26 protein-coding genes and 1 other RNA gene are annotated in these 24,978 nt (G+C 45.3%); 15 read left to right on the top strand and 12 right to left on the bottom strand.

Annotation, left to right across the window (positions count from 1 at the left end; all coding sequences use genetic code 11):
* Window positions 1–6: 6 nt before the first annotated feature.
* From H8K55_RS01460 to ubiD, 3 genes are all read right to left on the bottom strand, one after another.
* Window positions 7–2,451, bottom strand: coding sequence for a DNA polymerase III subunit gamma/tau (locus H8K55_RS01460; protein ID WP_186940236.1), 2,445 nt, complete (start codon window positions 2,449–2,451; stop codon window positions 7–9).
* A 650-nt stretch (window positions 2,452–3,101) separates the two neighbouring features.
* Window positions 3,102–3,200, bottom strand: an RNA gene (ffs, locus tag H8K55_RS01455) — signal recognition particle sRNA small type.
* Between the two features lie 111 nt (window positions 3,201–3,311).
* Window positions 3,312–4,796 (bottom strand): 4-hydroxy-3-polyprenylbenzoate decarboxylase, encoded by a 1,485-nt coding sequence (gene ubiD, locus H8K55_RS01450; protein WP_186940235.1) that lies wholly within the window; start codon window positions 4,794–4,796, stop codon window positions 3,312–3,314.
* A 570-nt stretch (window positions 4,797–5,366) separates the two neighbouring features.
* Between ubiD and H8K55_RS01445 the strand changes: the two genes are divergently transcribed.
* Complete coding sequence (locus tag H8K55_RS01445) at window positions 5,367–6,251, top strand: lytic transglycosylase domain-containing protein (protein WP_186940340.1); 885 nt, start codon at window positions 5,367–5,369, stop codon at window positions 6,249–6,251.
* Window positions 6,252–6,404: 153 nt separating this feature from the next.
* On the opposite strand, the gene H8K55_RS01440 is transcribed toward H8K55_RS01445, so the two are convergent.
* Window positions 6,405–7,331, bottom strand: a complete 927-nt coding sequence (locus H8K55_RS01440) for a LysR substrate-binding domain-containing protein (protein ID WP_329604975.1) — start codon at window positions 7,329–7,331, stop codon at window positions 6,405–6,407.
* 291 nt (window positions 7,332–7,622) lie between these two features.
* Here H8K55_RS01440 and H8K55_RS01435 point away from each other — a divergent pair, with 291 nt between their 5' ends.
* Window positions 7,623–8,009 carry a DUF3224 domain-containing protein gene (locus H8K55_RS01435; protein ID WP_186940233.1) on the top strand — a complete coding sequence of 129 codons (387 nt, stop codon included), beginning with the start codon at window positions 7,623–7,625 and terminating at the stop codon, window positions 8,007–8,009.
* A gap of 148 nt (window positions 8,010–8,157) precedes the next feature.
* Here the strand turns inward: H8K55_RS01435 and nusB are convergent, their stop codons facing one another.
* The 3 genes from nusB to ribBA all read right to left on the bottom strand — a co-directional run bounded on the left by nusB (window position 8,158) and on the right by ribBA (window position 10,418).
* The gene (gene nusB / locus H8K55_RS01430; RefSeq protein WP_186940232.1) at window positions 8,158–8,622 is read right to left on the bottom strand and encodes a transcription antitermination factor NusB; all 465 of its coding nucleotides are present in this window, start codon (window positions 8,620–8,622) and stop codon (window positions 8,158–8,160) included.
* 101 nt (window positions 8,623–8,723) lie between these two features.
* Window positions 8,724–9,224 (bottom strand): 6,7-dimethyl-8-ribityllumazine synthase, encoded by a 501-nt coding sequence (gene ribH, locus H8K55_RS01425; RefSeq protein ID WP_186940231.1) that lies wholly within the window; start codon window positions 9,222–9,224, stop codon window positions 8,724–8,726.
* Between the two features lie 78 nt (window positions 9,225–9,302).
* Window positions 9,303–10,418 carry a bifunctional 3,4-dihydroxy-2-butanone-4-phosphate synthase/GTP cyclohydrolase II gene (gene ribBA / locus H8K55_RS01420; protein WP_186940230.1) on the bottom strand — a complete coding sequence of 372 codons (1,116 nt, stop codon included), beginning with the start codon at window positions 10,416–10,418 and terminating at the stop codon, window positions 9,303–9,305.
* A 399-nt stretch (window positions 10,419–10,817) separates the two neighbouring features.
* On the opposite strand from ribBA, the gene H8K55_RS01415 reads away from it, so the two are divergent.
* On the top strand, window positions 10,818–11,309 hold the full coding sequence (locus tag H8K55_RS01415) for a peroxiredoxin family protein (RefSeq protein WP_186940229.1): 492 nt from the start codon (window positions 10,818–10,820) through the stop codon (window positions 11,307–11,309).
* A 145-nt stretch (window positions 11,310–11,454) separates the two neighbouring features.
* Here the strand turns inward: H8K55_RS01415 and purM are convergent, their stop codons facing one another.
* Entirely contained in the window at window positions 11,455–12,498 is a 1,044-nt protein-coding gene (gene purM / locus H8K55_RS01410; protein WP_186940228.1) for a phosphoribosylformylglycinamidine cyclo-ligase, read from the bottom strand.
* A 215-nt stretch (window positions 12,499–12,713) separates the two neighbouring features.
* Between purM and H8K55_RS01405 the strand changes: the two genes are divergently transcribed.
* The 8 genes from H8K55_RS01405 (at window position 12,714) to H8K55_RS01370 (ending at window position 18,815) form a co-directional block, all read left to right on the top strand.
* Window positions 12,714–13,799 carry an AI-2E family transporter gene (locus tag H8K55_RS01405; RefSeq protein ID WP_186940227.1) on the top strand — a complete coding sequence of 362 codons (1,086 nt, stop codon included), beginning with the start codon at window positions 12,714–12,716 and terminating at the stop codon, window positions 13,797–13,799.
* Between the two features lie 76 nt (window positions 13,800–13,875).
* Window positions 13,876–14,553 carry a DnaA regulatory inactivator Hda gene (hda, locus tag H8K55_RS01400; RefSeq protein ID WP_186940226.1) on the top strand — a complete coding sequence of 226 codons (678 nt, stop codon included), beginning with the start codon at window positions 13,876–13,878 and terminating at the stop codon, window positions 14,551–14,553.
* Between the two features lie 51 nt (window positions 14,554–14,604).
* A complete protein-coding gene (locus tag H8K55_RS01395; protein ID WP_186940225.1) occupies window positions 14,605–15,300 on the top strand; it encodes a histidinol-phosphatase in 696 nt (231 codons plus the stop codon).
* A gap of 14 nt (window positions 15,301–15,314) precedes the next feature.
* The gene (gene pcnB, locus H8K55_RS01390) at window positions 15,315–16,712 is read left to right on the top strand and encodes a polynucleotide adenylyltransferase PcnB (protein ID WP_186940224.1); all 1,398 of its coding nucleotides are present in this window, start codon (window positions 15,315–15,317) and stop codon (window positions 16,710–16,712) included.
* Window positions 16,713–16,716: 4 nt separating this feature from the next.
* A complete protein-coding gene (folK, locus tag H8K55_RS01385) occupies window positions 16,717–17,193 on the top strand; it encodes a 2-amino-4-hydroxy-6-hydroxymethyldihydropteridine diphosphokinase (RefSeq protein WP_186940223.1) in 477 nt (158 codons plus the stop codon).
* A 31-nt stretch (window positions 17,194–17,224) separates the two neighbouring features.
* A complete protein-coding gene (locus H8K55_RS01380) occupies window positions 17,225–17,572 on the top strand; it encodes a DMT family protein (RefSeq protein WP_186940222.1) in 348 nt (115 codons plus the stop codon).
* Window positions 17,573–17,732: 160 nt separating this feature from the next.
* Window positions 17,733–18,545 (top strand): 3-methyl-2-oxobutanoate hydroxymethyltransferase, encoded by an 813-nt coding sequence (gene panB, locus H8K55_RS01375; RefSeq protein ID WP_186940221.1) that lies wholly within the window; start codon window positions 17,733–17,735, stop codon window positions 18,543–18,545.
* A gap of 96 nt (window positions 18,546–18,641) precedes the next feature.
* A complete protein-coding gene (locus tag H8K55_RS01370; RefSeq protein ID WP_186940220.1) occupies window positions 18,642–18,815 on the top strand; it encodes a hypothetical protein in 174 nt (57 codons plus the stop codon).
* 35 nt (window positions 18,816–18,850) lie between these two features.
* Here H8K55_RS01370 and H8K55_RS01365 read toward each other — a convergent pair whose 3' ends face one another.
* Window positions 18,851–19,732, bottom strand: coding sequence for a hypothetical protein (locus H8K55_RS01365; protein WP_186940219.1), 882 nt, complete (start codon window positions 19,730–19,732; stop codon window positions 18,851–18,853).
* Between the two features lie 415 nt (window positions 19,733–20,147).
* Here H8K55_RS01365 and H8K55_RS01360 point away from each other — a divergent pair, with 415 nt between their 5' ends.
* Genes H8K55_RS01360 through H8K55_RS01345 form a run of 4 tightly spaced genes read left to right on the top strand, consistent with a single transcriptional unit; the run spans window position 20,148 to window position 22,271 of the window.
* Window positions 20,148–20,462: a hypothetical protein gene (locus H8K55_RS01360; RefSeq protein ID WP_186940218.1), complete on the top strand. Its 315-nt coding sequence runs from the start codon at window positions 20,148–20,150 to the stop codon at window positions 20,460–20,462.
* Complete coding sequence (locus H8K55_RS01355; protein ID WP_186940217.1) at window positions 20,450–20,743, top strand: type II toxin-antitoxin system RelE/ParE family toxin; 294 nt, start codon at window positions 20,450–20,452, stop codon at window positions 20,741–20,743. The genes H8K55_RS01360 and H8K55_RS01355 overlap by 13 nt, the downstream gene beginning before the upstream one ends.
* A 51-nt stretch (window positions 20,744–20,794) precedes the next feature.
* Window positions 20,795–21,757, top strand: a complete 963-nt coding sequence (locus H8K55_RS01350; protein WP_186940216.1) for a carbon-nitrogen hydrolase family protein — start codon at window positions 20,795–20,797, stop codon at window positions 21,755–21,757.
* A 19-nt stretch (window positions 21,758–21,776) separates the two neighbouring features.
* Entirely contained in the window at window positions 21,777–22,271 is a 495-nt protein-coding gene (locus H8K55_RS01345) for a hypothetical protein (RefSeq protein ID WP_186940215.1), read from the top strand.
* 17 nt (window positions 22,272–22,288) lie between these two features.
* Here H8K55_RS01345 and H8K55_RS01340 read toward each other — a convergent pair whose 3' ends face one another.
* The 3 genes from H8K55_RS01340 to H8K55_RS01330 form a co-directional block, all read right to left on the bottom strand.
* The gene (locus H8K55_RS01340; RefSeq protein ID WP_186940214.1) at window positions 22,289–23,680 is read right to left on the bottom strand and encodes a S41 family peptidase; all 1,392 of its coding nucleotides are present in this window, start codon (window positions 23,678–23,680) and stop codon (window positions 22,289–22,291) included.
* A gap of 89 nt (window positions 23,681–23,769) precedes the next feature.
* Complete coding sequence (locus tag H8K55_RS01335; protein WP_186940213.1) at window positions 23,770–24,471, bottom strand: SDR family NAD(P)-dependent oxidoreductase; 702 nt, start codon at window positions 24,469–24,471, stop codon at window positions 23,770–23,772.
* A 243-nt stretch (window positions 24,472–24,714) separates the two neighbouring features.
* Window positions 24,715–24,978: a TIGR02450 family Trp-rich protein gene (locus H8K55_RS01330; protein WP_186940212.1), complete on the bottom strand. Its 264-nt coding sequence runs from the start codon at window positions 24,976–24,978 to the stop codon at window positions 24,715–24,717.

Genomic DNA, 24,978 nt, shown 5'->3' with positions numbered 1-24,978 from the left:
CATGTACTAAATCGGACGCACGCTACCCGTCAAAATACTGGCACCAAATTCACGTATCAAAGTTTGAACAAAGCTATCAGATTGAATCGCTTGCTCAGCTTGAACTTGACGCTCGGCACGCTCGGCTAGCGCTTGCGCGTTCGCAGTTTGCTCAACCGCACCAATTTCAAAATCAATTCGAATCTCACGACCGAATTCACCAAAGCGATCATTTAACGCCGCAGTTAATTTTTCACCGCTACCTGCAGATAACAAGGTTTGCAAGGGTACGCATAACTTAAATAAAATCGCATTACCATTGAGCACGCATTGACGCAGTTCACTCTGTTGCGCCAACTGCTGTGCCACTCCACGCACGGGCAAAGAAGCCGCCAAATTCGGCCAGTGTCCGTCCCAACTAATTTCGGACATCGGCATTAATTGCAAAGGTTTACTGACAGACGCGAGATTTTCTACTACCGAAGCATTTGTCCGATTTTCTAGCAAATTGCTGGCTTGTGACTCTTGCTCAGTTTCTACTTTCGCATTACTCGTAGCCATCACGGCACTAGTCGAAACACCTTCCTGCTCCGAGCCAATGACAGTTGGAGCCAGCGCTTTCACTGCAGGCGTTGCGGGCTCCAATGGTAGTTCAGCCGAACTGTCATCTGGCCAATAATCAGCTTCCTGAATTTCTTTATGACGCCCCGTTTGAGGTGGCATTGCCTGCTGCTCAAAATCGATATCGTCCCATGGTGGTGGCATCTGAGCTTCATCAAGATAAGCAGACCTTGATTCATTTTCCTTAGATTGAACTATAGGCGTCAAGACTGGCGCTTGATTCACAACCTGTACAGGCGGTGTCGCTGATACGCCAGCTGGTGCAGCTATTGGAGGTGCTGCAGCAACCGAGGTTACCAATGTAGTTGAAACTCCAGTTGCGACTGTAGCTGCGCCAGTCGTCGAAGCCGGAAGCGCTGCAGGCGCAGGCCTAGATGCAGAATTCGCCCCCTGCTTACCACTAGCAGCGCGTGCAGCAGCCAGTGCTGCCATTGCTGGACTCATTGGTTTTGCCGGAGCGACGGCATTAATTGGAATCGAAGTCTCTGCAACTGCCGGAGTTTGCGACGCCGTATTTCCAGATGGCGTCGCAAGCACTGGTGTCGGTGCCAATTCCGCCCCCTGCCCCGGAACTTGTGCAGCACTGGTCTCTACGAACGACGAGGTAACTGACGTAGCTTTCGGTGTAGCAACTGACGGTGCTGAATTGATCGACGCTACCGATGTTGACGAGATCACTGGGCGCGCCGGACTAGCCGCCAACCTATTTACCGCCGGACTCACACCACTGCCGCCAACTCCAGCACTGGCGGCACTTATATTCGCCGATGCTGGTCGAAATGCCAGCATACGCAATAAGGTCATACTAAAACCGGCATACTCATCAGGGGCAAGTCCTATTTCGTTACGACCATGCACCGCGATTTGATAAAACAACTGCACTTCTTCTTTATGAAAAATTTGTGCCAACCGCAATAACTCAACTCGCTCGGGCAAATCCTCCGCTAAAGCAGCGGGCGCAATTTGTGCGATAGCGATCTGGTGCAACATACTTCCCAAATCCTGCAAGGCCGCTTTGTAGGACAAGCTTCGTGCTGACATATCATCAGCGACGGCGAGCAAAGCAGCACCATCTTGCTGCGCTAAAGCATCAAGCAAGCGAATCAGATAAGATTGATCCAAGGCTCCCAACATGCTTTGCACGGCATCTAAACTGACTTTACCTGCAGCGTAAGCGATTGCCTGATCAGTCAATGACAATGCATCTCGCATTGAGCCATGCGCACCTTGTGCCAACAAGCGCAGAGCAGGTACATCGAAGTCAATTCGCTCTTGTCCCAGAATATTTTCCAGATGGCCGACGATATGCCCCGGCGGCATTTGCTTGAGATTAAACTGCAAGCAACGTGACAATACCGTCACAGGGATTTTTTGTGGATCTGTGGTCGCCAGAATAAATTTGACGTGCTCAGGCGGCTCTTCCAAAGTCTTTAACATCGAATTAAAGGCATGATTGGTCAGCATGTGCACCTCATCAATCATATACACTTTAAAACGTGCATTCGATGGCGCATAAATCGCTTGCTCAAGCAGAGAGGCCATTTCATCGACACCACGATTTGACGCAGCATCCATTTCTATGTAATCCACGAAACGTCCGGCATCGATCGCTGAACAGGCATCGCATACGCCACAAGCTTGTGCAGTAATTCCTTTTTCACAATTGAACGATTTTGCCAAGATACGTGATAAGGTGGTTTTACCGACCCCACGTGTTCCAGTGAATAAGTAGGCATGATGCAGACGTTGCTGCTCTAGGGCATGTGTAAGAGCACGCACTACGTGCTCTTGACCAACCAGAGTTTCAAAATTCTTAGGGCGATATTTTCGGGCGAGGACTTGATAGGACATCTTAGAATTTTACCTTATTCTTGCGCGCGAAAATTCGCGTATTAATTTGTACGTCATATGCACTTCATTTGCACTTCATTTGCACTTCATTTGCACTTCATTTGCACTTCATTTGCACTTCATTTGCACTTCATTTGCACTTCAAGACCAACAAAAAATTAACCCACTTGTTTGCAAAGTTATCACAGCACTCAAAATGCATCTGCGTTTGGGCTGCTGCATTTTAAAGAGTTTTAGATAAACATGCAGTAGCTATTTTGACGAATTATCAGCAGGAATTGAAAGCCTAAACCGAACAATAAAAATTGGCCTCGCAAATCCTGAAAAATAACTTCGTTACAATCGATAATCCGCCTAACGTCAACATTGATTGCGACATTAAGCTTTTCATTCCAAACAATACACACATTTAGTTTTTACACAAACGTATTGCGTTGCCACGCAAATCACAAGTGCGCTGCATACACGATACGCATGGAAAATATGTTTGCATCAATCGTGTGATCATTCACCAGCCAAAACAATTGCTGTTGCTATACAAACACGAAGAAGTACCTCAGCATGCCTTGCATTTTTTGGGGAAACACATGAAAGGAATAGGTTTGGAGCTAGTCCAAAGGAGAATCAGTAGAGAATCGATAGAGGAGAAAAGAGGCGAGCCTGATCTGCGGCACTTACGGGAAATGACTGTGGCTGCTTCGTTCCCGACCTGACCAGATTGGTCACGCCGCAATGCGCAGGGGCCCGCCAGCTCGCATTATAGCCGATTGTTGTCGCACATTGCCAGTTATTCGTGAATGAGAATCAAAACTAGCAAGGCGACAATGGCGAGCATCAACCTAACTTCAAGAAGTTGATTTTCACAGCCCCAACTCTTGCCAAATACCGTCTATCCGTTTTTTCACGTCAGCCGACATTTGAATTGTCGTCCCCCACTCCCGCGTGGTTTCACCTGGCCACTTATTCGTCGCATCCAAACCCATCTTACTTCCCAGTCCACTGACCGGTGATGCGAAATCCAAATAATCAATCGGAGTGTTGTCGACCATCGTCGTGTCACGAATCGGATCAACCCGCGTGGTGATCGCCCAAATCACTTCTTTCCAATCACGAATATTGACGTCCTCATCAACCACGATAATAAATTTGGTATACATGAATTGACGCAAGAAACTCCAGACCCCGAACATCACTCTCTTAGCATGCCCAGCATATGACTTTTTCATCTGCACCACTGCCATGCGGTAACTACAACCTTCAGGCGGTAAATAAAAATCAGTAATCTCTGGAAATTGTTTTTGCAAAAGAGGAATGAACACCTCGTTTAAGGCAACACCTAAGACCGCGGGTTCGTCAGGCGGCTTACCAGTATAAGTAGAGTGATAAATAGGATTCTGCCGCATCGTGATTCTATCAATCGTAAAAACCGGGAAGCTATCTTGCTCGTTGTAATACCCAGTGTGATCACCGTACGGCCCCTCCAACGCGTGCTCATATCCACTAGGATGAGATGCATCAGGGTAGATATGTCCTTCCAATACGATCTCGGCAGAAGCCGGCACGCGCAATTCACTACCGATGGCTTTTACCAATTCTGTTCGACTACCTCGCAACAATCCTGCAAACTGATACTCCGACAAACTATCCGGCACTGGTGTTACCGCGCCTAAAATTGTCGCGGGATCAGCTCCCAATGCGACCGCAATCGGATAGGGTTGACCTTTATTCACCAGCGTATGCTCTCTAAAATCTAAAGCACCACCGCGATGCGCTAACCAACGCATGATCACTTTATTTCGTCCCAAAACCTGCTGCCGGTAAATTCCTAAATTTTGACGCTTTTTATGCGGCCCTTTCGTGATCACCAAACCCCAGGTAATCAGTGGTGCTATATCGCCTGGCCAACAATGCTGAATCGGCAGACGCGCCAAATCCACATCATCACCCTCCCATATAATTTCTTGGCACGGCGCACTGCGCAACTCTTTTGGAGCCATATCCCAGACTGCTTTGACTAAAGAACCTAGGCCGAGAATATCTTTAAATCCTTTTGGAGGTTCTGGTTCTTTTAATGACGAGAGGACGTGACCAATTTTTCGCAGTTCACTAATGTCGCTTGCCCCCATTCCCATCGCGACACGTTTGGGAGTTCCAAATAAGTTACCCAGTACTGGAATGGAATGCCCGGTGGGATTCATGAATAGCAAAGCAGGGCCTTCTGCACGCAAGGTTCGGTCACATATCTCCGTCATTTCCAGATTCGGCGATACCGACGTAACTATATGTTTTAATTCATTTTGTTGCTGCAATTGGGAAATAAAATCCCTTAGGTCAGAATATTTCATCTATTTTTACGAATTCAAATGGTCAACAATTTTACTTAAAATTCAGCGGCAAGTAGTTGATTTTATTAGGTTTTGCTGCGTTGCAGCACAAAAAGTAAGACTCAAAAGTAATTAAGAATTGAATCTATAGTATTGACTCGATATAAATGCCCCCCTACAATTCGCCCAACTTCAAAAACCACTGAATTGATTTACAGTAATATTTTAGAGTTTTATTCAAATTCTCGATCGATTCAGAATTTGAACGACTAAAGTTTTGGGAATCGGGTTCCCATCAAAACCTAAGGACAAGAAATCTCCTTACGTCAATCCAGGCGAAAGCCTCAACCCGAATTTCGTTATTCATTCTTTTCTGCCATGCCATAGCAAGACCGAAAAGAATGAGGAACTCCGGCGTCTTAGTATCGCATTTTAGATACCAAGATGATGTTTCTGATTCGCAGATGGCATGTAAGCTCATTCACTGACTTTACATGCGTGACACTTCTCGAAATTTCAGGAGGTTGTATGCTTCAAAATTTGATTTTAACAGCTCGTTCACCGAGCAAGTGTCTATCGGCTGAAAAAGAGATGGCACGCTTAATAGCCAGCAAAACGAAAGTCAGCACACTGACGACAGTTTTACACATCACATCTGGCCTCGGCCTGTTAGCTTTGCTGGTACTTGCCAGCATGTTCTTCAGCCCAGGATTAGCAGATAAATTTCGTGCACTCTCGCCATTCAGCGATGACGTAGCAAGCAACACTGAAAGCAAAGTTGCAGAACCTGATTTATCGATGCTGATGGCGACACCGCAATTGGTTGCCAATGTCAACGACGAATCCGAGGCGCACGTCGAAACTGCGGTGAATAATAACTACAAGAACCTGATTGGCAATCAACGTCAACAGCAACTTGTCACCAATTGGCTTTCAAAACGCTATCGTGTTGCTGACGAAGCGATCAATATGCTGGTATCTGCAACCTACTTGACGGCCAAAGAAACCAAATTAGATCCTTTGCTTATCTTATCCGTGATCGCAATTGAATCACGCTTTAACCCATTTTCTGAAAGCCCTGTTGGCGCGCAAGGTTTGATGCAAGTTATGTCTAAAGTTCACCACGACAAATTTGCCGAATTGGGCGGCATCAAAGCTGCACTTAATCCTGTAGCCAATATCAAAGTTGGCGCGATGATTCTGAAAGAGTATGTTGCCAGCACAGGATCTATTGAGGCAGGCTTGAAACGTTATGTTGGCGCTGCCGACAACGAAACAGACGGCGGCTACGGCAGCTTAGTGATGGCTGAATACAAGCGTTTGAAAGATGTCGCAGCTGGAAAAACGGTCTCTATTTTTTCAACCACCGCAAAACCAACGATGATTTCACGACCACAAGAGCCTGTTGTTGAAAAACGCAGCGACGAAATTACTCAGCACTCCTCTATCAAAGCGGAACAATTAGCGGGTATTTAATACGAACTAATATAGGCTAATTCTGTCTGAATAGTCTAACTGATAGCTTCTTACACAGGCAAAATTCAAAGAAAAAAGAGCATTCTTTAAACTCGGGACACGGGTTTATTGAATGCTCTTTGCACTTCAGATTCCTATTAAGCTAAATCTGAATCAGTCAGCATCTGCTTCCGCACGAGCATCAAAACCAAAGTCATATTCTTTAGCGACTTTCATCACCGCGTCACGAAAGTCATGCATTAATTCCGAACGTATTCCCCCACCCGGATAGGCCAACACGTATTCGTAGCTGATATTGCCGGCAAAGGGACGGACGACAACGCCATTTGTCTTCCAAATTTTCGCGGCAAATGGTTCGACAATTGATAGACCCAATCCATTGGCAACCATCGCATAACGCGTATGTGAAGTATGTGTTTTCACGACGTTCCGAGGCACGCTTCCTGCATCGACTAGACTCTGACGCTCTTTTTCATAGTTTTGCGAAATAATTGGCACCCAACCTATCATGTCCTCGCCGTCCAAATCGCTAGGATAAATCAATTCTCTTGAGCTCAAGTGATGCCCCTCGGGCATCGCACACATGACATTCACTTTTAAGATCTTTTCTATTTCTACACCCGCAAATGCCGGAAAATCCAAGGCTATTGCCATATCCACTTTCATGTCTTGCAGTCTGACCAGAATTTCGGGCCCGTTACATGTATCAACGGTGACTGGCACGTCAGGATGATATTTGAAAAACTCCTTCAAAACCAAGGGCATTAATGTCGTCGAGAGCACGAATAGACAAGCGACGGAAATACCTTCTGGGGCATCGTTACGAATATTACTAGCGACCTGTGTCAAGCGTTCTAATCCAAGAAAATTTTCTTCAACAGCACGATAAAAACGCACTCCCGCTGTGGTTGGCTCCAGTCGCCCTTTTGATCGATTAAAAAGCCGAAAACCGAGAGAGTCTTCTAAGTCAGAAACCAGACGACTAATCGCTGGCTGTGTAATATTCATCTTTCTGGCGGCACCGATGCTGGTCCCTGCGACCATAAGACAACGAAACGCCTCGATTTGTCTAAATTTCATCATAGTTTACTATTTTTTAAGTTAAAATATTTTTTGCATAACACCCACGCTATAACAAAATAACATAGAGCATGTGAATTTGTGACTAGACATGATATGCGTTTTTTGAAATACTCGACAAGAAATACAAATAAGAGACAAGAAGAGACAATAAGTCCGATATGTCTTCAAAATAAAAATAACGCAATAAATAAACATTCAGAAGAGACCTTCACTTTCCAAGTCAAGTTTGCAATACGAAGTAATGGAAAGCTGTAATTCATCTTTTGAAACGCCTTGGGGGAGAGCGAAATGTTGGCATGTGGCACAGTAAAACTGTTTGGTATGGACGAGAAGTTAGACCTGACTACGGGTTTAAGACGTTCAAAATTAACCCATCTCTATCTCGGCGACATTGAAGCCGAGTCGCGCTTTGAATGCCTGGCCTTTGCTGGTGCACCAGGCACTTCTAATTTTGTCGGACTTGAATATTTAACAGGAAGAATCGGGGATCGCGTTGGCGGCTTTATCCTGCAACATATAGGCTCAATGAAGTCGGGGCAGTCAATCAGCACCCTCAATGTTATTTATGGATCTGGCACAGGAGATTTCACGGGCATCAAAGGCCATGGTCGCACTACTTGGAGCACCACAGGAAACGATGCTTCGCAGGTATTACTAGAATATAGTTTTGAGTAAGCTCACAAAAAAGCCCCGACACATTCGCTGAGTCGGGGCTTTTTTACTTAATCACTGAGCAATCAATAAGTAATTGCTGAACAATCAATAAACAATCGCTAAATTTCTAAATAGTAAAATAATCAGAATAAGCGAAAAAATCTTAAACTTACTTCTTCGCATCAACCTCTGCTGTGCGTAAGCGCGTCGCCAATTTATCGAGTACGCCGTTCACATATTTATGACCGTCTTGACCGCCAAATGACTTGGTCAATTCCACCGCCTCATTAATAATTACGCGATAAGGAATTTCGATATGATTTTTCATTTCATATGCGCCAATCAGCAATGCTGCATGCTCGATCGGTGACAATTCAGCGATGCCGCGATCAATAAATGGCATAAACGCTTCGCGCAATTCGATAGATTGATTAATTGCTCCATGCAACAAAGCGTCAAAATGCTCTCTGTCCGCTTTATCAAAGCCGTGCGCCTCGCGGATATGAGCATCAATAACACCGGAGTCTTCATTATTCAAAAGCCATTGATAGATGCCTTGCAAGGCGAATTCACGAGCGCGATGGCGTGGTGATCGACTTTTGCTTGGATTTGCGTGTTGGGTACTTGATGTCATTCTTTTTCCTATCTTTGCTTTCTGACTTTGCAGACTCTTCTGCTAGCCCTACTAATTTTTTGTCGCTCTATCTGTATTACTAAAAATGATTCGGCTACAGACTACTCGTCATCGTAATCAATATCTTCTGTCGCTTCTGCCAGTTCTTCTAAGGCCAAGGCCAAATTAGCCATTTCAACGGCAACACGCGCCGCATCCGCACCCTTTTCTTGCATACGAACTTCCGCTTGCTCGTCAGTTTCTGTCGTCAAAATAGCGTTCGCAATCGGAATACCTGCATCGAGTCCAACACGCGTAATGCCTGCACCCGATTCATTTGAAACCAATTCAAAATGATAAGTTTCGCCACGAATCACAGCACCTAAGGCAATCAATGCATCAAATTGATTGGTCGCAGCCATTTTTTGCAAGGCTAGAGGAACTTCCAAGGCGCCTGGTACGGTTACGTGAAGAATATCCTCATTCATCACACCAAGGTTTTTCAACTCTTGCAAACACGCGTTCAATAAGCCAGCACCAATATTTTCATTAAAGCGCGCTTGAACGATGCCAACACGTACACCTGCGCCATCCAAATTTGATTCGTAATGTCCAACTGTCATTTTATTTCCCTTCAGGTCAATTCTGACCATATACATCACTAATAGATTATTTCGAAAGCACCACAATTATCGCCAAGTCTAACAATCTTTTGGACAATCCAGGTAACCCGTCACTTCCAAATTAAAGCCTGTCATAGAAGGCATTTTTCGCGGATTTGCCAATAAACGCATACGCCCAACGCCAACATCCTTCAAAATCTGAGCGCCAATTCCGTAGGTTCTTAAATCCATACGCGCAGCGCGGCCTTGCGGACGTTTTTCAGGCGTATTTAAAGCATTAAATTGCGCAAACAATTGCTCAGCCGTTTCTTCGCAATTCAACAAAACCATCACGCCATTGTTTGACGCTTTAATCGCGGCCAAGGCGCTTGCAATATTCCAAGAGTGGGTAGAAACCTGACTTTCTAATAGGTCCAAAATAGAAACTGGTTGATGCACGCGCACCAATGCTTCTTGATCTGCGCTAACGGTGCCATGCACCAAAGCCAAATGCGCAGAATTACTTGGTAAGTCGCGATAGACAATCGCCTTAAACATGCCATGCGCGGTATTCATTTCCCGCTCTGCTACACGCTGCACCATACTCTCATTTTGGCTGCGATAGCGAATTAAGTCAGCAATCGTGCCTATCTTCAAACCATGTGTCGCCGCAAACTCTAAAAGGTCTGGCAGGCGCGCCATCGTACCGTCATCTTTCATGATTTCACAGATCACGGAGGATGGATTCAATCCAGCTAATTCTGCGAAATCACATCCTGCTTCGGTGTGACCCGCACGCATCAAGACACCGCCTTTTTGCGCTTTCAAAGGAAAAATATGTCCGGGTTGCACAATATCGTCCGCTGTCATTTTCGGATCGACAGCAACCTGTATAGTCCGCGCACGATCTGCCGCAGAAATACCAGTCGTTACGCCTTCAGCAGCTTCTATCGATACTGTAAAATTTGTGCCATAAGCCGTACCATTTCGACTCGACATCATCGGCAAATTAAGTTGCTCGCATCGCTCTTCTGTCAGGGTGAGACAAATTAATCCGCGGCCATACTTAGCCATAAAATTAATCGCCTCGGGTGTGACGAATTCGGCTGCTAAGACCAAATCACCTTCATTCTCTCTATCTTCTTCATCAACCAAAATCACCATACGACCAGCACGTAATTCTTCAACGATTTCTTGGGTATTCGATAGTTTCATGAGTTTTTCCTGCGTCAATAGTCGCTTTCTAGCTGGCTATTCACTGTATTTTTAACGTAGCCCTCTATTCTAAAGTATTTGAAGGATCTTGCAGACGTAGGATGTCACCTTTAATGCACTATTGATATTAAATTAGACTTTTTTCTGATAAAAAGTGAATAAACGCTAGATTTATTTGATCATCGATCATTTTTGCGTTTTGATTCATGGAGTTCCTAATTGGGGAAAACCATTTACGCGCAAATAATATTTCGATTTTCGACAAGTCAAAATTGCCGCAAATTTATTTTTTCATCCTATCGTGTAATTTCTTGCTCCGCCCCACGACTAATCGCCATTAACTCCTCAAACACTTCTAACCCTTCCATCATGGCGATTATGTACAAATTTATATTTAGAATGAGCTGGTTTGTTTTTGCGATTGGCTTTAGCACGCCAAATTTCGCCCAACAAATCAAAGCAACAGCAAAGCTGGGATTAATTGGTACTGATTACACCGGCAAGAAAATTGATTTGAGAAATTATGCAGGCAAAACAGTTTTGGTCAGCTTTTATAGTGCTGGCTGTAGTGTCTGCGCTCGCGATTTGAAATTAATGCGTGAATTCTATCGCGACAATAATGCCAAGAATTTTGTTTTGATAGGCGTCAATACCGATAAGACGAGAGCTGACTTTAATTTATACACCCAAATATTGGCGGCAAGCATTCCTAAGAATCAGCAGTTTCCCTTAATCTGGCGCGGCAACGCGGAAGCAATTACTGGATTTGGTCAGATGAATGCTGACCCTAGTCACTTCCTTATAAGCCCAGATGGGCAAATCAGCTTGAAACGCGAAGGCACGTTCAAAGCAGAAGATTGGGATAGTTTGTGGGAATCACTGCATCAGTAAATGCCAAATTTAGACATTTAACGCATCACCACTAATTTTCGAAAATCAAACAGATTGCACAATAAAAAACGCACGTTCATCGATTGAACGTGCGTTTTGTCCTTAAACAAAGTTCTGATGCACTAAGAGCTTTTCGACTATCCGCTTATACCACTATCGTTTGATGCTCATCACCTTCACGAGCACGGATAGTACCAATCTTAAATACGGTCTCACCGGCTGCTGCCAATTGCGCCATCGCTGCATCCGCTTGGTCTGCTGCCATAATCACAACCATACCAATACCGCAGTTGAATACACGGTGCATTTCTGCATCGGCTACGCCACCATGTTGTTGCAACCATTTGAACAACGGTGGCATTTCCCAAGATTTGCTGTCCAATATCGCGGTCAACTTGTCGCCCAATACGCGTGGTACGTTTTCTACCAAACCACCACCAGTAATATGCGCCATACCTTTGACTTCCATGCTCGCCATCAAAGCCAGCAAAGGTTTGACGTAGATACGCGTTGGTGCAATCAGGGCATCTGCTAAGCTACGACCATGGAAATCCGCGTTCAAATCTGGATTCGCGACTTCGATGATTTTACGCACTAAAGAAAAACCGTTGGAATGAATACCGGAAGAAGCCAAGCCCAAGATCACATCACCTGGAACAATTTTGCTACCGTCGATGATCTTAGATTTTTCTACGGCGCCAACTGCGAAACCAGCTAAATCGTATTCGCCTTCTGGATACATAGACGGCATTTCAGCGGTTTCACCACCGATCAATGCGCACCCTGCTTGTTCGCAGCCAAATGCCACGCCTTTGATCACATCGGTCGCCGTTGCCACGTCTAATTTGCCACAGGCAAAATAGTCGAGGAAAAACAATGGTTCTGCGCCTTGCACCAAGATGTCATTAACGCTCATGGCGACCAAATCGATACCAACTGTATCGTGACGATTCAAGTGAAAAGCCAATTTCAGCTTAGTACCAACGCCATCTGTACCAGAAACCAACACTGGTTCTTTATATTTTTTGCTGACTTCAAACATCGCGCCAAAGCCACCGATACCAGCCATCACGCCTTCGCGCATCGTGCGTTTTGCGAATGGCTTAATCGCATCGACCAGCGCGTCGCCAGCAACCATATCGACACCAGCGTCGGCATAAGAAAGAGAAACAGGAGTATTTGTGCTCATAGGATATTCGTCAGTAGGGGCTTGAGGCGGTAAAATAGCGGAATTGCCAGAAACTTAGGATGTTCAACATCTATTTTTCAACTGAAATTAGTTTAAATTCCAGAAAAAACGATTTTCAGCACATCCAAAACCGCTATTTTAACAAATTGACCTAGGTTTTACCTAGTTTTTAGGCAAACTAGCGGTTTCAATATTTGCTTAACTAAGAAAAGACTATGCCTTTTAATCTGACCAGCAATCAAAAGCAAACTATTACATGGCTGAGTGTCGCACTCGCCTTTATACTTTTGCTATCTTTACTTGGCCCGATTCTGATGCCATTTATTGTTGCGGCGATCTTGGCGTATGTACTTAATCCTTGGCTAGATAAGCTGTGTAAGCTAAGAATAAAAGGCTTTCACATGCCGCGACCAATCGCCGCAACCCTGATGATCTTACTGGTCGTCGCCTGTATTTTGGCAATTGTTTTGATCATGGTGCCCATCTTACAAAAGCAAATTCCGCTTCTTCATAATCAAATCCCGCAATTTTTGGATAGATTTAACACCATGCTTGGCCCCATTTTGCGCGATTTTGGTATTCAAGCCAATATCGACAGCGAAGGCATCAAAGCCATTATCAGCGATCATTTAGCTAGCAGTGGCGACGTGATCGGCAAAGCCGTGCTGTCCTCTATTCGCGTTGGCGGCACTGCAGTTTTGGGTATGCTCGCCAACTTTATTTTGATTCCTATTGTGCTGTTTTACCTTCTGGTGGATTGGCACGCACTCATTGGACGCCTGCGTAACTTCATCCCTCGTCGTTGGTTAAAACAGACGCAAACATGGTTTAAAGAAGTAGACGAATTACTGGCGCAATACCTGCGCGGTCAAATCATGGTGATGGTGATTTTGGCGATCTACTATTCCTTGGGTTTGGCCATCGCTGGCTTTGATTTAGCGTTGCCGGTCGGCATATTGACGGGCTTATTGGTATTTATCCCTTACCTAGGTTATGGTTTAGGGCTATTTTTAGCTTTGGTCAGTGCAGTCCTGCAATTTAATGATTTGCATGGATTGGTGGCGGTCGGTATCGTGTATGGGATTGGCCAAGCATTAGAATCTTTCATCTTGACTCCGAAGTTGGTGGGCGAACGCATCGGATTGCATCCACTGACTGTCATTTTTGCCTTAATGGCCTTTGGTCAATTATTTGGTTTTATCGGTATTCTAGTCGCCTTACCTGCTTCTGCCGTTATCTCGGTTGCAGCGAAGAATTTGCGACTTTCTTATTTAAATAGTTCCTTTTATCGTCAGTCTTAGTTAGCTCAGTCAGCAATGACTTAGTTGGCAATATGTTCAGCGGTACGAAATTAGTTTTTTGACGATATTCATGACAATGAGACAGCTTTTACTTGATCTGGATGCGGAAAGTCTTCCGTCTTTAGATACTTTTGTAGTGGGACAAAATGCAGAATTGGCGCAGATTTTGTGCCTATTCTCCGAGCGCACCGCCAGCCAATATGGAGAGCGCTCCGTGTATTTGTGGGGCGAAGCTGGTGCTGGAAAAACGCATCTGCTGCACGCAATTGCACAAGCGCCCAACACCCGCTACATCAACGCCGACGCACCCGAAGAGCAATTTTGGTATAGCCCAGAGGTGGATCTGTATTTGCTCGACGATTGTGATCAGTTGTCAGCTGCAGCGCAGATCGATGCCTTTGCTTTATTTAATGAAGCGCGTGCAAATGGGGCGTTTTTTGTCGCCGCAGGCAACCACCCACCGATGATTTTGAACGTGCGTGACGATCTGCGCACCCGGCTTGGCTGGGGTTTGATTTATCAAGTAATCGGTTTGTCTGATGAAGACAAAATTGATGCCTTAGAACGCGCGGCACAGGCAAAAGGCATAGGATTAGCACAGGGCGTGTTACCCTATCTGATTACGCACTACCGCCGCGACATGCGCTCATTAACGTCTATGTTAAGCGAACTTGATCACTATTCGTTGGAAACCAAGCGCCCGATTACGCTTCCCTTGTTGCGTGAATTATTACAAAGAGATCATGCGGAATAATTTCTTGCCTTGCCTGGCTTGGCCTATATAGCGAACAATTTGAACATGCTTATGAATAAACAATCCACGCAAAACATCGCCCTATTTGATCTTGACCACACCTTACTACCCATCGATTCCGATTACGAATGGGGTCAATTCCTATGTCGCATCGGTGCGGTCAATGCTGAAGAATTTGGTCGTCGCAATGCAGAATTCTTTGCCCAATACCAAGCGGGCAGCTTAGATCCGGTCGAGTATCTGGAATTTGCGCTAGGAACCTTGGCGCAATTTCCACGTCAGCAATTAGACGATTATCACGCGCAATTCATGCACGAAGTCATCAATCCCGCCCTCTTACCAGCAGCACGTGACCTGCTCAAGCGGCATCAAGACCAAAACGACTTGATCGCCATCATTACCGCCACCAATCGCTTCGTGACGCAACCGATTGCACAAGCCTTAGGCGTAGAACATTTGTTGGCAGCAGAACCACATTTAGACGAACTAGGCAATTTGACTGGTAAACTGCGCGGTGTACCGACTTCGGGCCCCGGCAAAGTCACGCACTTAAACGCATGGCTGGCGCAACAAGGTAAGCAATTGAGTGATTTTACTAAGAGTTATTTTTACAGCGATTCACAAAACGATATTCCCTTGCTCTCTATCGTGACTCACCCAATAGCGACCAATCCGAATAAACTATTGCAAGCCCATGCACAGGCACATGGCTGGCCGACCTTACAACTGTTTGAATTACACAACTGAGCTGCACAAAAAGCATGATTAAGAAATTTATCCGCAAAATCTTAGGCGTTAAGAACCCTGACGACACCATCGATCAAGGCAAAGCGAGCGCAAAGAAAAACAAGCCAAAAGTCTTGAGCGCAAAAGAACACGGCATCGATCCTGACTTAGTATCGAATAACGCGATCCGTGTGACGCAAACTTTGCAGGACAATGGCTTTAAAGCTTTCATCGTCGGCGGCGCAGTACGTGATTTATTGTTAGGCGTAAAACCCAAAGATTTTGACGTGGCGACCAATGCGACGCCAGAACAAGTCAAACGCCTCTTCCGCCGCGCTTTTATAATCGGTCGCCGCTTTCAGATCGTGCACGTGATGTTCGGGCAAGACTTAATCGAAGTCACGACTTTCCGTGGCGCCGCCAAGAACGAAGCGCCTAAAGATGAGCACGGACGCGTGTTGCGCGACAATACCTTTGGTGAGCAACATGAAGATGCGGTAAGACGCGACTTCACTATCAATGCCATGTATTACGACCCAGCCAGTCAAACGGTGTTGGATTACCACGGCGGCATTGCCGATATCCGTAAAAAGACTTTGCGCATCATAGGCGTGCCTGAACTGCGCTATCGTGAAGATCCTATCCGCATGTTGCGCGTCGTGCGCTTTGCCGCCAAACTCAAATTCACCATCGATGCCGAAACCCGCGCGCCGATCAAAGTAATGGCGGCCTTAATCAACAATGTGCCCAGCGCTCGCGTGTTTGATGAAATGCTTAAGCTCTTAATGAGCGGACATGCGATGGCATGTTTACAGCAATTACGCAAAGAAGGCTTGCATCACGGTTTGATGCCTTTACTCGATGTCGTGCTTGAACAGCCTTTGGGCGAACGCTTTGTCACCTTAGCTTTGGCGAATACGGACGAACGCGTACAACAAGGTAAAACAGTTTCTCCTGGATTCTTATTTGCCTCACTGCTTTGGCATCAAGTCGTAGAAAAATGGGAAGCCTACAAAGTGTCGGGCGAATTGCCTATCCCTGCTTTGCATTTAGCCGCCGATGACGTATTGAATACGCAAACCGATGCGCTCGCTCTGCAACGCAAAATTGGTACCGACATGCGCGATATTTGGGCGATGCAACCGCGCTTTGAAAAACGCATAGGTAAAGCACCTTACAAACTCTTAGAAAATAATCGCCTGCGCGCTGGTTACGATTTTCTATTACTGCGTTGTGCTTCCGGTGAAATCGATGCCGAGCTCGGCGAATGGTGGACCGACTTTATCAATGGCGATGAACAAGACCGCGTACGCTTATTGAGCATCAAACCAAAGGCGAAAACAGCAGAAAGCGCACCAGCAAAAAAACGCCGCCCGCGCCGCAGTCCGAACCGAAATTCAAGCGCAAAACCTAAAGCAGATTCTGCCGAATAAATCCATGGCTATCAGTGCTTACATAGGTATCGGTGCCAATCTCGGCGATGCTCGTGCGATGGTTGAATACGCAATTGAAAAGCTGCGCAGTTTGCCGCAAACACAATTCAAGCAAGCTTCCTCGCTGTTCATCACCGCACCGATAGATTCCAGCGGTGATGACTATATCAATGCTGTCGCGGCCTTAGAAACTGATTTAGATGCGCAGGTTTTACTGGAACATTTGCAAGTATTAGAACTAGCCTGCGGTCGTGAACGCCCGTATCGGAACGCACCGCGCACCTTAGATCTTGATTTGCTGCTATACGGTCAACAAACGATCAATACTGAACACTTGACTGTGCCACATCCACGTATGACAGAGCGTGCCTTCGTCTTGATTCCCTTGTTACAGCTCGATCCCTTCATCAATGTTCCCGGTAAAGGCCCTGCACATGAATTCGCACCCATAGTTGCGGATCAGAGCATCCGGAAACTTTAGGCAATACTTTCTAGTACGAGCCAAAACCGCTATGCAAATCCCCATCATCATTCAAACCACCGGACTATTGATACTCTCGAACGTCTTCATGACTTTCGCCTGGTACGGGCACCTCAAAAATCTCAATAGCAAAGCCTGGTATATCGCTGCTTTTATCAGTTGGGGCATTGCCCTTTTTGAATATTTACTCCAGGTTCCCGCGAATCGTATCGGTTACACTCAATACAGTTTGGCGCAACTCAAAATCCTGCAAGAAGTCTTAACGCTGTTGGTCTTCGTTCCGTTTTCGATGATCTATATGAATCAGCCGTTTAAGTTAGACTATGTGTGGGCGGGATTATGTTTAGTGGGCGCTGTGTATTTTATTTTTAGAAGTTAGGATGCCCGAAAAACTGCCCCAGCGTTGTTGTAGCGTCTTGCCGTACTTAAATACTGTCAGCGACGCCACGCCTAGCTGGGACAAATTTTCGACCATCCCCAGATAAACAAATCATGTCGCTTTATAAGTAACATGTGAACTTCACACCAAAGGAAACATCGTGGCTGAATACTTACAAGACCGCAAAGCGGTCACCATCACGACACTCAATACTCTGCGTGAACAAGGTGAAAAAATCACTATGTTGACCTGCTATGACGCCAGCTTTGCGGCGATGATGGATCGCTGTGGTGTCGAGGTTTTATTGATCGGAGATTCACTCGGCATGGTCTGCCAAGGACACAGCTCCACCCTGCCCGTTACTAACGCCGACGTCGCGTACCACACCGCCAGCGTAGTACGCGGCAATGACAAAGCTTTCGTGGTTGCCGATATGCCGTTTGGCACCTACCCAACACCAGAAACCGCTTTTGCCAACGCAGTACAACTAATACAAGCTGGCGCGCAAATGGTCAAAGTAGAAGGTGGCGCATGGATCGCCCCTATCATCAAATTCCTCACCGAACGCTCGATCCCAGTGTGCGCCCACCTTGGATTAACACCGCAATCAGTACATCAATTAGGCGGCTACAAAGTACAAGGTAAAACCACTGCCGCAGCCGACTTACTCAAAGCCGACGCACAATTATTACAAGAAGCTGGCGCGGCGTTATTGGTATTAGAAGCAATCCCCGCTGGACTAGCAAAAGAAGTCACCGACTTATTACACATCCCTACCATAGGCATAGGCGCTGGCCCTGATTGCTCTGGTCAAGTATTAGTCATGCACGATTTACTCGGCGTTTTCCCAGGCCGCAAAGCGCGCTTTGTGAAAAATTTTATGGAGGGGCAGACGAATATTGATGCGGCGATTATGGCTTATGTGGCGGCTGTTAAGGATAAAAGTTTTCCTGCTGCTGAGCATTGTTTTTAAGAGTTTTGCTCGTAATTAACCTAACTTTCAGTCGTCTTCTTGTGCAATAAAATATTTTTAGCAACATCTCTACCAATTCGGTAAGGAGAAAATACCATGATGATTACTAGACTAACTAGCAGTGAGTTTATTCACCACCCAAATCAAGCTAGGAAGGCTGCCAGCAATGGACCGGTATTCATTACTGACCGAGAATGTACTACGCATGATCTTCTAAGCATCAAGGAATATCAACAACTCACCAACGGTCAACAAAAAATCGCTGATTAGCACCGAAGAAGACTGCATCAACCTGCTACATTATTTTAGCTCCAAGCAAGAGCATCTAAATCTGCGTGGGAACCTATATATTTTTCAATACGCTCTTTGAGCTTTATATTCAATGTAATTTCATTTGAATCTGATCTGTTCTTTATATACTTCGCAGTTTCACTGAGCAGCCACTCAGTATAGGACTTTGCCTCTACTTCTAAAAAATCTCTGATTGACTTTCCCAAATATTCTTTCGTTGGATCAATTACCTCCCCGTGCTCAACCTCCATACCCAAAGCTACTAATTTTGCTCGATCACTTTGTGTAACTTTGCCCTGATTGTGCGATAAGGTATGTCGAATTTGAAACGCAGCCTGAATAGCTAAAATTCTTTTTCTCATCGGCGAATTTATATTATTCGGATTATACATTTTAGCTTTCACCAGCATATTTGAGCATTCGTCAATTTTTGTAAGATCATGAAAAATTTGATGTTCAAATATCACTGATGATATTGAAAATCTCCCTCGAAGAGACCATAAAACTTTTGAGTCAATATTGCCTTTTATTTGATCTGTTGGAATGACTGAACGTAACGCTGAGGCCAAGGAAATGAATGTGTTTTTATAAAAAAGTTCAAAAGCATTTATTGCTTCCAAAAGCGTGGATTGTTCAGCATACCATTTGTACTTCTTAAAAATAGCATCTTTGGGACCTCGAGCACCACCCTGTTTTTTAAGATCAATAAGTTCTTTATGACGACTATCAATCCATACCAAATAATTCACTTGATGCAACATAATCGAAAGGAAAGATGCTAGTGGCGAATCGCCTGTCTGCCTAGATAAATGCCTAATATCTTTAGCATCAGTAGTCCCAACTTTTTCTCTTTCGAAAAAGGGAATATTATTTTTTGAGCCTTTTTTTCTTGTCATGGTATTGAGCCTACTGATGTGTCACCGAGTTCAACGGCAACTGTTAACTTATGATTCTATGGAAAATCTTATTGGGCACAACCAAATCTAGTCCTTTTGCATAATGTGATTTAATTTTCAAAATACAACGATACCCGAACATCAAAAAAGAGACAATTTGTTTCTTTTCCGTTGCAAGTTTCATGGCAGTTAGCCACATAAAGAAGAACCCGATCAAACTGCCGCATCCCTTGTGGATTCCATATCAAAACGAACTTAATCTACAACTTTTCCAGATAAGTATGTGGCAGATTACTCTGTAAAAAGCAAGAATCTTCTGTTCTCCAAATTCAGTTCACGAAGAGAAATATTGCAAAAAAAAATAAAAGGTGCTACTTTAGTGTTACCTCTCATTTTGCAACTAATGTTGATCATCATGTCCACAACCTCAATCAAACTACCTGACGATATCAAGCAAAAAGCCAATGCAGCAGCGCTAGACTTAGGCATTACGCCACATGCATTTATGGTCGAAGCGATTCGTAAAGCGACACTGGCTGCAGAAAAGCAAGCTGCTTTTATCGCTGACGCGCAAGCGGCTCGTGCAGCAACACTACAATCAGGGTTAGGATTTGCCGCAGCTGATGTCCACTCACATTTGCGCAAGCGCATCAGTGAGAAAATAGATGCTGGGAAAAAGAAAAAGGTATCCACGCCAAGCAAGCTCGTAGCGAAACCATGGCGCGCATAATTTATTCGCAACAAGCGCTGAGTGATTTGGAACGGCTGGTCGATTTTTTATTCGACTACGATCCCAACATCGCTTTAACAACCCTAGATTTAATTCAAGAGGCAATTTCTCTGCTTGAACATCATCCGCTGATTGGCCGATCTGTCAAAGAAGAATTACGCGAATTAGTGATCTCGCGTGGCAATACGGGCTATATCGGTTTATATAGTTTTGAAGAATTTGAAGATGCTGTTCTGATTCTTGGAATACGGCATCAACGCGAAGCTGGCTATGAAAACTAGCCTCTTCAATTAGTAAGCCAAGAACGAATAATCCACTACTTAGAAAATTCCATGTCAACAATTAACCAAGACCACATCACCGTCGCCCTAGCCCAAATCGCACCAGTCTGGCTAAACCGTCTCGCTACTACCACCAAGATCATCGATTACATTCAACAAGCAGCAAAACAAGGTGCGCGGCTGGTTTGTTTTGGTGAAACCTTATTGCCTGGTTATCCATTCTGGCTCGATCTCACCGATGGGGCGCGTTTTAATGATGATGTGCAAAAGGATTTGCATGCTTATTATGTGCAGCAAGGTGTAGATATTGAGGCTGGTGATTTGGATAGTATTTGTCTGGCTGCGAAAACGCATCAGATCGCTGTCATGCTCGGTTGTTTGGAGCGTCCGAAGGATCGCACTGGCTATAGCGTGTATTGTTCTTGTGTGTATATCGGTGCGGATGGCGTGATTGGTTCTGTGCATCGCAAACTGATGCCGACCTACGAAGAGCGTCTAACTTGGGCGGCGGGTGATGGACATGGTTTGCGTACGCATGCACTGGATGGTTTTACCGTGGGTGGTTTGAATTGCTGGGAAAACTGGATGCCTTTGTCGCGTGCTGCTTTGTATGCGCAAGGTGAAGATTTGCATGTGGGAATTTGGCCTGGCAATCTGCGTAATACTGAGGATTTAACGCGATTCATTGCGAAGGAAGGTCGTAGTTTTAGTATTGCGGTGTCGGGTCTGATGCGCAAACAAGATATTCCGGCTGATACGCCGCATCTGGATAAAATTTTGGCGCGTTGTCCTGATATGTTAGCAAATGGCGGTTCTTGCATCGCCGCGCCGGATGGTAGCTGGATTATTGAACCTGTGATTGATCAGGAATGTTTGTTGATTGCTACACTGGATAGAAATCAGGTTCGACGTGAACGACAAAATTTTGACGTGACTGGGCATTATTCTCGTCCGGATGTCACGCGTTTAGTGGTGAATCGCCAGCGTCAAAATTTGGCAAGTTTTGAGGATTGATTTCTATTTAGACATAATCATGAAAACAGAAATATCATACAGTTCGTCGAAAATCACTGTTCACACCATACTATCTGAAACGCAAGATTCGAATGCAGACTTGATAGTATCTGAATGCGGATCTACGAATAGAAAATCTAGAATTTCAATTCAAATAAATGGAAAAATCATAGAAATACTATTTTTGTGGTCGCACTTTTCTGATGAGGCAAGTCTTTGCATTCTTTGGGAGGAAAATAGTCAACTACTATTTCTAGGCGGTGGCAGTGTTTCCGCAGTTGTTGACCCAATTAATAAAATCATTAAACACTGTAACTACCCAATGCTATTTTGGAGCTGGGAATTAATTGGCCAACACATATTGGAGCTGGGAGAGCTTGAGTGTAGGCTGTATAAATTAAATGGCGATCTGGTAGGTCAAACGTCGGTTGATCCTCCTTATGAATATAAGATTACCGAAAAGACCATTGAATTTTCAAGTATGGTATTCGGCTCAACCAGCATAAAATACTGAACTAACGAAATAACTAACTAGTTCTGCGCTGAGCCAGCCAATTTCACCACACTCTCCTGCTGCATGCCTTTCAACATCTGCACTGCCGCTTCCAATCCCGCGTCTTTATTCAATAACAAATCTGCCCGCGTGACACTGACGGTTTGATCTGGAATCACGCCCACACCTTCTATACGTCTACCATTTACAGGTGCGAAATCTAATTCGCTGTAGGCTAATGCGCCACCGCCTGGCACATTGGCATAGCCCATATAACCGAGCAGGCAGCCGCAACTAGTTTCACCGATGATTTTTGCGCGACCTATGCTTTGCAAGCTTCCTGCAAAAAATTCGCTGGCACTGGCGCTGTCGCTATCAACCAAAACCACTACAGGCCCCAGATAAGGGTTTTTCACGCCTTGTAGCTCTAGTTCTAATTTCCCGGTACTAATTAAGCCGAAAAATAAAGTGGCGGGTTTACCTGTGCGTGTGATGCGCTTACCAATTGCAATTTTTCCTTGCACCAGTTGATTCATCATCGCCAAAGATAAGTTGAGCGCGCCACCGCCATTTCCGCGCAGATCTATTACTAGTCCTTTTGCGGTTCTGACTTTGTCATAAGTCGCTTCTAGCTCTTTGCCTAAACTAGCGTCAAAGCCTGTCAAGCGCAGATAGCCAACTTCATCCGCTAACATCTTGCTATTCAAACTGTCTTTGCGTGGCAAGTCTGTGCGCAATAAGTTGACATCAATCTGTGTGCCATCATTGCGTTCAATTTGCAATGCGACGGCGTCAGAAGGCGCATCCAGATCGCCACTGTTAAGAATGCGTTTTACGGTTTTAAAACGTGCGCGTTCTGTCGAATTTTTGCGTGCCTTGCTCAATTGAAGTTGCCACCAGTCGTTCGCTTTGATACCTTCAACGCTGACGATTTTATTACCTTTTAGGATGCCTGCTTTTTCGGCTGGAGAATCTTTTGCAACGCTGGTCACAATCAGTTCGCCGCCCAAATCAGCAACGCCCAACCCTACGGTGTAACTACGTTTGTCTTTATCGTAGGCATATTGTTTCGCTGACAGCACACGCGTGTGGGCATCGCCTAGCTCACCCACCATGTTATCCAGATTTTTCCAAAACGCGTCATCAGTCGGCGCGCTCAAGACTTTAGGTTGATACTCTTGTCCGACTTTCTTCCAATCGACGCCATTTAAATTTGGATCGACATAGGCCTCGTTCACGCGATTCCAAACAAAATCATAAGCACGCTGCCGCGTATCGGTATCAAGCGCGACGCCAGCCGGTGGTGCGTCATTGCCGAGACGGCGGGTCAAAATATGATTTGGGTCTATGGCTGCACAGGCAAGTAAGAGTTGCAGCAGGCCCAACGACAAACCACGTTTAAACCACGATTGAAGATTTATTTTATGCATGGACAAATTCAATTTCATGAATGGTTTCTTTCGAGCAGATTAGGCGATCAAGACAATCGTCATACAAGACTGCATTCTACCCTCGTCATTTACCACGGCAAGCGCTCGCCGTTGTAACTAATAAAACTCGCACTGTCTTCGGCTTGCAATCTATCGATGACTTCCAGCATTTCACTCGCGGCCTGTGCAGGTGGCCTGCCAATTTGTTCGCCTCGAAATGGTCGCGACAATGCCGAGTTGACGGTACCCGGATGCATAGCGATCACGACGGCATTGGGTTGCGTGCGCTTGATCTCTATCGCTGCGGTTTTGATCATCATGTTCAACGCGGCTTTCGATGCGCGATAGCTGTACCAACCTCCTAAACGATTATCTTCTATGCTGCCGACTTTGGCTGATAACAAGGCGAATACGCCTCGCTGTTTATCGAGTAAAGCTGAAAAATGGCGTAACACCATGGCAGGACCAAAAGTATTGACCATGAAGGTGGTTTGCATTTGCGCGATATTCAGATCGCCTAATTTTTTCTCGGGCATGAAATCGTGTTGATGCAAAATGCCAGCCGCGTGAATGATGAGATGAAATGGGCCTGTTGATTTAATTTGCTCTGCTGCTACTTCGATACTATGCTCGTCGGTTAAGTCGATTGCGGGGACTGAGTTTCTATGTAACACGACCACACTTGCACAATGAGGATTATTTTGTAGGGCTTGGACAAATGCTGCGCCGATAGCACCGCTTGCACCTATGACGCATGCGCGGAAGTTTTTGGGGAATGAGTGTAATGACATGTGGTGGACCTGTTTTCAATATGTGAAATTTCAGTTGAAATGTGCATCAGATTCCTCCCCTTCAAGGGGAGGGCTAGGGTGGGGATGGGTTTTCTTTCTCCGAACAAACCGCAAGTTTTCGACCAAACCCATCCCCATCCCAACCTTCCCCTTGAAGGGGAAGGAGTTAACAGCACAAATTCCATAAAGCTCGCACGACGGTTTGGCGGCGCGGCTTACACCAGCACTTCAAATTTCCAAACATCACACCCATCCCTGTTTCCAGCGCGAGCTATCCTGCAATTCTCTCCATAAAATGACTCGCTTATTTCCTGAATAAACCGCTTCAATCTCTATCTCGATGATCGGTGCATTCAGATCGTCTGGCTGTACTACGCGACTCACCAAGAAATGTTTTTGCTTTGCGATGACCTCTACTGCAGACCATTTGGTCAGTAGAAGTTTTTTGGGATTTAATTTAATCGGCCTGCCAACCTCAGGCGACTGCTCTTGATTTTGTCGATTCAT

Source organism: Affinundibacterium flavidum (assembly GCF_014284175.1).
GTDB lineage: Bacteria > Pseudomonadota > Gammaproteobacteria > Burkholderiales > Burkholderiaceae_D > Undibacterium > Undibacterium flavidum.
This window is presented reverse-complemented; position numbering and strand designations above follow the sequence as displayed.